This is a genomic window from Aeromicrobium sp. (assembly GCF_014378035.1).
Lineage (GTDB): Bacteria > Actinomycetota > Actinomycetes > Propionibacteriales > Nocardioidaceae > Aeromicrobium.
This window is the reverse complement of record NZ_JACMOM010000306.1, coordinates 1-7,326: the sequence shown is the minus strand read 5'-3', so window position 1 is coordinate 7,326 and position 7,326 is coordinate 1. Positions and strand designations below refer to the sequence as shown.

Here is a 7,326-nt window from a genome sequence, read left to right as displayed (position 1 = left end):
GCGCCGCAGGTGCTCCGCGGGTCCGCCCGTGTGGAGTCGCACGTCGTGCGGTTCCCCGGCGGCCGTGGCGATCGAGGTGGGAGCAGCGGAGCGTGGGACCGCCCTGTCACCACCAAGGCCAGAGCCTCGGGTGATGCGCCCGACTGTGCGTGTGGCGGCCCGGTGGGTCAGCTTGGCCGCCGGCCAGAGAGGTTGCAGCGCGGGGGGTAACCGGGTCATCAGCCGGCTCAGGCGGCCGGGGTCATGGCCCGCGAGAACCAGGCATTGCCCAGCCCGGGGCGGTCTGCCGGCTCGTGCCGGACGAGGTCGAGACCGACGGAGCCCAAAAAGACGACCAGCTCGTCGAACGTGTTGCCCTCGACCGGGTGGTACTCCATCACGACGCGCTGCACGGTCGTCCAGTGAGCGGGATCGCTTGTCAGGATCACGCCGTACTCCGCCCCCTCGGCGTCGCTCTTGACGAGGTCGATCCGGCCGCCGGTTGCGGCGTGGATGTCGGCGAAGGTGACGCACGGCACCGACACCACCGCACCTGAGCCGTCAGGGGCCGTCAGCCCGTTGTGGGCGCTGGCCTCTCCGTTGTCGATGATCTCGAGGTCTCCGTCGTGGTCGGAGACCGCGCGGCGATGGACGAAGAGCCGATCGCCCAGATCGTTGGCCGCGACGTTGCGCTCCAGCCAGTTCGCTGTCGAGGGCGACGCCTCGTAGGCATGGACCGTGGCGCCGGGGACAGCGGCACACACTGCCGTGGAGAAGCTGCCGATGTGGGCGCCGATGTCGACGGCGGTCAGATCGGGGCTGAGACCCTGGAGCAGCTCGCCGAGGCGATAGACGTCGTCAGCGTTGATCTCGTAGACCGGGAACCTGGCGCCGGCAACGTTGGGCGCGTACATCGTCAGGCCACTCTTGGTGCGGAACGTCATCTCAGAAGAACGGAGAGTGCTCCACAGGAGCTCTGGGCCGTTGTCGAAGTGGGTGAACGACTGGCGGACCCGACGTCCGGCACGAACGATCCTGCGCATCCTCATGCGACATACCTCTCTGATACGGGGGTCTTGCTCATGGGACGGGGACCGGTGCGAACGGCCCGTTCAGTATGCACCGTCGGCTATCGATTCAGGTCGAGCTGACAAGCAATGCGGCGCACGACTACCGGAGGTCGAGCAGCAGGGTGTCCGGTGGCTCGACGTCGTGTCCCATGCCAGCCTTGTCGACCCGAGCCCGGACGCAGGACGTCTCGTGCCGCAGACGAAGGAAGCCTGTCTGCGCCCCATAGGAGAGGAACAGGTCTCGCACCTGTGAGAGTGCGGACTCGCCGACCGACGGATGTCTGGTGGCCTCCGCGAAACGCATCAGACCGGGCAGATCGAGCTTCTCCCACGTGCCGAACGCGTGGGTCTCGGGCTCGCGGAACAACCCCGAGGCGCTGAACGTGTCGACAGGGGTTGCTGCCGGCTCACGAGCACCCGTGATGTCACGCAGCTTGCGCATCCACGGGATCGAGTCGTCGTGCCGCTGGGAGATCGTCGACAGCAGGCCGTCAGGGCTCAACACGCGGGCATACTCGGCCAGCGCGGTCGGTGCCTCGCGCATCTCGGGAACGATCACGACATCGAAGGCGTCACCCCGGAACGGCAGCCGTTCACCCGCGCTGCGGACGTACTGGATGTCCTCGTGACGACTGGCCACGACATCGTCGCCGGCGACCACGACCTCGTGTCCCTGCTCGGCAAGCTGGTACGCCAGCGACCCGTCCCCGAGATGCAGGACGCAGGACAGGGTGTCCCCGACCAGCCACTTGGCTGAGCGCGCTTCGGGGGAGTCGTTCATCTTCCGAAGGCTACCGGCCGGGTGCGAGCCAACCGGTACGCTTCGAGCGTGTTCGATCCCTTCATCTCGGCGGCCCGGCTCGAGGGCATCCCGTCAACGTATGCGGGCACCCGCGACGGCATCGACGCGGTCCTGCGCGATCGTGGACTGCGCAGGAGCACTCCGGCCGACACCGCCAGGTCGTTGCTGCTCGGCGCTGCCGCGACAGCATCTCTTGAAGGCAGCACCGTCGATGTCGAGACTCTCGCGATTGGCGGCGGTGACGCGATCGCCCGGGGTGCGCTGCGCCTGTCGACCGAGCTGCTCGGGCTGCTCCCGATCTGGAACCGCTCACCTGTGCAGGCACTTGCGCGGATGCACGCCCTCGCCGCGGCCGGCTCGGTCGCCGACGACGACCTGGGCCGACCGGTCGACGCCGACGGCGTGGCGCGTCTCACCGATCTGGCGCGGATGCTGGGGCAGCCGACCGAGGCGCCTGGCCTCGTGGTTGCCGCGCTGGTCCACGCGGAGATCACGGCGGCGGGAGCGTTCACGACGCACAACGCCGTCGTCGGCCGAGCAGCCGAGCGGCTGGTGCTGATGGCCAAGGGCGTCGACCCTGCGTCGGTGCTGGTCCCCGAGGCGGGTCACGCGGCCGAGCCGGACGGATACCGATCCGCTCTGCTCGCCTATGCGGGCGGAGAACCCGCGGGTGTGCACCAGTGGTTGATGTACGCGTCGCAGGCCTTCACCCGGGCCACCGAGGCATCGCCGGTGGGCGCGCGCTGACGGATCGTCAGCGCCGGCGACTAGCTGCGCTGGCTGCCCCGGAGGATGCGGTCGAACGTGGCACCGACCTTGTCGACGTCGAACTTCTGCTCGGCGATGCTGCGAGTCCGTGTGCCGATCTGTGTCACCAGCCCGGGCTCCGACGCGAGCTCGCTGAGCCACGTGCTGGCAGACTTGGCGCCGATGTCGGTCGGCTCGGCCACGAATCCGCCGCTCTCGGCGATGTCGAGGGCGGCAGGGTTGTCGGACGGCATCAGGCCAAGAATGGGGCGCCCGGCAGCCATGTACGTCAGGACCTTGCTCGGGATCGAGAACTTCGTGGCGTCCGGCTCGAGCAGCGCGACGAGCACGTCGGCGGAGCCCAGCACCTCCGGCAGGGTGTCGGCGGCCTGGAACGGCAGGACCCTGAGCGGGATGTCCTGCGCTCGGGCGATCTCGGCCAGCTCGTCGGCGGCCCCGCCCTCGGAGATCACCACCATGGAGACCGGGACGCCGTTGTCGATGGCGTTGCGCAGGAGGTCAACCAGCAGCTGGGGGTTGTGCTTGCGCCCGATCGTGCCGGCGTAGACGAGGCGGAGGGAGTCCTCGTCGTCGAAGAGGTGCGCTGACTGCCGGTTGGAGCGCTCGACCGGGAAGACCTTGTCGAGCGGGGCCCAGTTGGGAATGACCGAGACGTTGTCTGCCGCAACCTTCCACGCGGGATAGACGTCCTTGAACGCCTCGCCGATCGCCACGACGTGGCTGGCGTTGCGGGCGCAGTAGGCCTCCATCGCGGTGAACACCCGTGCTCCGAGACGGGCCAGGGGCCGCGGGAGCCTGCGGCGGAGCTCATCGCTCAGGCCACTGCTGTAGATGTCCTGGTGCCACATCACGTAAGGCAGGTTTGTGCGCCGGGCGTGGCGGGCAAACAGGAACATGGCGAGCAGCGGCAGGTTGCACGCGATGACGACGTCCGCCGGCGACGCCCGGAGGCGCTTGATCCACGCCCGACCGTAGGCATGCTCGAACCGCAGCCGCGCCAAGGGGGAGTACTTCTGGAACGGCTGGTCGAGCACGATGCTGGTGAAGGAGAGCGTCGAGCTGTCGCCGGGCCGGTGGTCGAGATGGCCCTTGCCGCTCACGTACTGACCGGCTGAGACGTGGTCGACATCGTGTCCGACACCGGCGAGCTTCCGGGAGAGCTCAGCCTGGAAGGGGTGGCCTGAGAAGTCGTGCAGGATGACCTTCACCGCATCAGTCTCGCGCGCTCAGCTGATCGTAGATCCAGCCATACGTCTTCTCGAGGCCGTCGCGCAGCGAGATCGACGGTTCCCAGCCGTAGAGGCTGTGGAACATCTCGTTGTCACTGTTGCGTCCGCGTACGCCCTGGGGAGCAGTGAGGTCGTGGGAGCGGGTGACCGTGATGCCGGCGATGTCCTCCAGGATCGAGGCCATCTGATTGATGGTGACGAGCTCGGACGACCCGAGGTTGACCGGCTCGACGTTGGCGCCGGCCAGGATCTCCTTCGTGCCGCGGACGCAGTCGTCGATGTACATGAAGCTGCGGCTCTGCTCTCCGTCACCCCAGATGTCGATGGTGTGGTCGCCGCTCAGCTTGGCCTGCGCAATCTTGCGCGAGAGTGCAGCGGGGGCCTTCTCGCGGCCACCCTCGAAGGTGCCCTCAGGGCCGTAGACGTTGTGGTAGCGCGCAATGCGGGTCTCGATGCCGAAGTCCTCGCGGAAGTGGCGAGCCATCCGCTCGCTGAAAAGCTTCTCCCAGCCGTAACCGTCCTCGGGGTCGGCCGGGTAAGCGTCGGACTCCTTGAGCGCCGTGACGTCGGGGTTGGTCTGCTTGTCACCGGCGTACACACAGGCGGAGCTGCTGTAGAAGTAGCGCTGGGTACCGGCGTCGCGGGCGGCGACCAACATGTTGGTGCTGGTCAACACCGAGAGCATGCACTCGGCCTTGTTGTTCTCGATGAAGCCCATGCCACCCATGTCGGCGGCGAGGTTGAAGACCTCTTCGGTGCCGACCGAGATCTTGTGGGCATCACTCATGTCGGCGCAGTCGGCGACGACGTTCTCGGCGTCTGCGTGCACTTGGTACCACTCGTCCTGCGGCTTGACGTCGACAGCGCGCACGTCCTTGCCGGCCTTCACCAGGTCAGCCACGAGATGGCCTCCGATGAAGCCACCCGCCCCCGTCACCAATACAGTCATGAGTTTCGCGACCTTCCTTCAACGGTGTAGCAATCAGCGGGCGACAAATGTTCGGGACCTACACACGACTAACGATCAGGATGTCTGAAGTTACGCTTCGGCGAACGTCGGTCCTGTCCGATCGTGCGGTGTCACCGGCCGTCCAGGCCCGTCCCGTCGGAATCTGGCAATCGTCGAACGTCGCCCGGGAGCGCAAGCAGCGAGCTGACGGGAGGTGCGGGGGAACCCCGGCTGGCATCGCATGCAACACTCTCCCGGGTAGTCCAGTGGCTACCAGTTTCTTCGCATACAATCACCCTGACCGTCCGGCCCTCGGACGGTCTGTTTCGTGAAGGGGAAGTCCAGTGGATCTGCGACAATTCCTGGGTACCCTCAGGGTGCGCTGGAAGTTCAGCGTGGCAACCCTCGTCCTCGGAACCGTGGCGACCGTCATCCTCGTGCTGAGCATCACCCCTCAGTACCAGTCCAGCGTCAAGCTGTTGTTCTCGACCCCGACGACCGGTACGACCGACTACGCTGCCTCCCTGATTCTTCCGCAGCGGGTGGCGTCGTACGCAGACCTCGCCCGTGACCCAAGCCTCATGCAGCGTGTCATCACCCGGCTGAGCCTCAACATGACGTACGAGGAGCTGCAGAGCAAGATCACCGCTGAGGTCATTCCCTCCACGCTCACGATCGAGATCAGCGCGCAGGCCGACACCCCGGAGCTGGCCCAGCAGATCGCCGACAGCGAGTCGCAGCAGCTCGTCGACTTCGTCACGGAGCTCGAGAAGCCTGAGGACAACAACACCCAGCCGTCCATCATCGCCCGCGTGGCCGGCAGGGCCAATCTCAGCAGCTCGCCCGTGTCGCCCAATCTCCCGCTCAACATCCTCGTCGGCATCCTGCTGAGCCTCTTCGTGGGCATCGCCGGGGCTGTCCTGCGCGACCTCCTCGACCGGACGGTCAAGAGTCGACAGGACGTCGAGGAGATTGCGGACAGTGCGGTTCTGGCCACGCTTCCGTACGAACCGCAGGTCAAGAAGCAGCCGCTGAGCAACGGCGGCGGCGGCACCCTCGCGGAGGCCTTCCGGGTCCTGCGCACCAACCTGGAGTTCGCCAACCTTGACTCCAACCCCAAGACGATCCTGGTGTCCAGTGCCGTGCCCAACGAGGGCAAGACCCTGGTGGCCACCAATCTGGCGCTGTCGATGGCCCAGGCCGGGCGGTCGGTGCTGCTGATCGACGCCGACATGCGAAACCCCAATGTCGCCGATCTCCTCGGTCTTGAGAACTCAGTCGGCCTCGTCACCGTCCTGGTCGGCAGGGCAACCCTTGACGAAGCGACGCAGATGCACGCCAGTGGCGTTGCGTTCCTCGGCACGGGCCCCACCCCGCCCAACCCCGCCGAGGTCCTCAACACTCAGGCAATGCGTGACCTGTTCGTGCTCGTGCGGCAGGAGTACGACACCGTCATCATCGACGCGCCGCCGATGCTGCCGGTGGCCGACGCCTCGATCCTCATGACCGAGGTCGACGGCGCGTTGCTTCTCGTGCGCTACGGCTCCACGACCAGGGAGCAGCTGCGACTTGCAGTGTCGCGCATCGAGACGGTCGGCGGACGGTTGTTCGGGACGGTTCTCAACCGGACGCCGAGGCGCGCCGACGACTCGTACGGCTACTCGTACGGCTACGGCGTCCCCGAGCCTGACGCCCCGAGTCGTCCCCCCACCCTGTCCCGCCGCGCTCACCACCGCGCGGCGCCGTAGGTCCTCGACGATGCGAGCGACGAGGTGACACGCACAGCGCGCGCCACACTCTGGCCGGAATCGGCTCGGGCGGTCCGAGGCGCTGTTGCTCGGTGGGTCCGGTCGGCCATCCCGGTGCTGGCCGTGACCCTGCTCCTGCTGATCCTCCTTCCCCTGGGCACGCAGTCCACGGCCGGTTCCGCCGCCGCGCTCGCCGCGGTTCTTTTCCTCACGATGCTGGTCTCTGCTGGCATGGAGCACAGCGCGGTGATCCTGCTCGCCGTCGGATTCCTGATGTCTCCCCTCAACGACGTGCGTCCCATTGCTTCGCTCACCTTCATGACGGCGTCCGACGTGTTCTTGGTGCTCGGCATCGGGCTGCTGATTCCCGGGCTCGTCGGACGGAAGTTCAGACCACCGACGGCCTTCGTGGTCGGCGCCTTGGGCGTGGTGGCGATGGGTCTCGTGTCGAGCGCCGTCAATCCGAATGCTGCGATGAGCCTCAACAGCATGCTGCGCCTGGTGGTTGGCGCACTGACGTTGCCGGTGGTGTTCATGCTGTGGCGACCCCGTCGAGAAATCGTCGTCATCCTGGCGGCCGCCTATGTGGGCGGCAACGTCGTCAACGTTGTCGCAGCGCGCATCAACGGTCAGGCCTCGGACGAGAACCGGTACATCGGGCTCAGCACACATCCCAACATCCTCGGTTTCTGCGCGATGCTCGGACTGGCGCTGATCCCGTTCCTGCTGCAAGAGCTGCCGAGGAGATTCAGCTGGATCGTCCTTCTTGCGGGCGCGATCT

The 7,326-nt window shown here is 66.9% G+C and carries 7 protein-coding genes; 3 read left to right on the top strand and 4 right to left on the bottom strand.

Annotated features, from left to right (window positions below; translation table 11 throughout):
- Positions 1–227 precede the first annotated feature (227 nt).
- Both H7290_RS16045 and H7290_RS16040 read right to left on the bottom strand, forming a co-directional pair.
- Positions 228–1,028 (bottom strand): FkbM family methyltransferase, encoded by an 801-nt coding sequence (locus H7290_RS16045; protein WP_290515028.1) that lies wholly within the window; start codon positions 1,026–1,028, stop codon positions 228–230.
- 121 nt (positions 1,029–1,149) lie between these two features.
- A complete protein-coding gene (locus tag H7290_RS16040; RefSeq protein WP_290515027.1) occupies positions 1,150–1,830 on the bottom strand; it encodes a methyltransferase domain-containing protein in 681 nt (226 codons plus the stop codon).
- A 48-nt stretch (positions 1,831–1,878) separates the two neighbouring features.
- Here H7290_RS16040 and H7290_RS16035 point away from each other — a divergent pair, with 48 nt between their 5' ends.
- A complete protein-coding gene (locus tag H7290_RS16035) occupies positions 1,879–2,598 on the top strand; it encodes an oxidoreductase (RefSeq protein WP_290515026.1) in 720 nt (239 codons plus the stop codon).
- A gap of 20 nt (positions 2,599–2,618) precedes the next feature.
- Here the strand turns inward: H7290_RS16035 and H7290_RS16030 are convergent, their stop codons facing one another.
- Both H7290_RS16030 and H7290_RS16025 read right to left on the bottom strand, forming a co-directional pair.
- The gene (locus H7290_RS16030; RefSeq protein ID WP_290515025.1) at positions 2,619–3,827 is read right to left on the bottom strand and encodes a glycosyltransferase family 4 protein; all 1,209 of its coding nucleotides are present in this window, start codon (positions 3,825–3,827) and stop codon (positions 2,619–2,621) included.
- A gap of 4 nt (positions 3,828–3,831) precedes the next feature.
- Positions 3,832–4,797, bottom strand: a complete 966-nt coding sequence (locus H7290_RS16025) for an NAD-dependent epimerase/dehydratase family protein (RefSeq protein ID WP_290515024.1) — start codon at positions 4,795–4,797, stop codon at positions 3,832–3,834.
- Between the two features lie 395 nt (positions 4,798–5,192).
- Here H7290_RS16025 and H7290_RS16020 point away from each other — a divergent pair, with 395 nt between their 5' ends.
- Both H7290_RS16020 and H7290_RS16015 read left to right on the top strand, forming a co-directional pair.
- On the top strand, positions 5,193–6,545 hold the full coding sequence (locus tag H7290_RS16020; protein ID WP_290515023.1) for a polysaccharide biosynthesis tyrosine autokinase: 1,353 nt from the start codon (positions 5,193–5,195) through the stop codon (positions 6,543–6,545).
- Positions 6,546–6,668: 123 nt separating this feature from the next.
- On the top strand, positions 6,669–7,326 hold a 658-nt coding region (locus H7290_RS16015), incomplete at its 3' end, for a hypothetical protein (RefSeq protein WP_290515022.1).

Bases quoted from the DNA above. Each gene is read 5' to 3' on its own strand.
- H7290_RS16025 (WP_290515024.1), bottom strand. From the start codon at position 4,797: ATGACTGTATTGGTGACGGGGGCGGGTGGCTTCATCGGAGGCCATCTC.
- H7290_RS16045 (WP_290515028.1), bottom strand. From the start codon at position 1,028: ATGAGGATGCGCAGGATCGTTCGTGCCGGACGTCGGGTCCGCCAGTCG.
- H7290_RS16040 (WP_290515027.1), bottom strand. From the start codon at position 1,830: ATGAACGACTCCCCCGAAGCGCGCTCAGCCAAGTGGCTGGTCGGGGAC.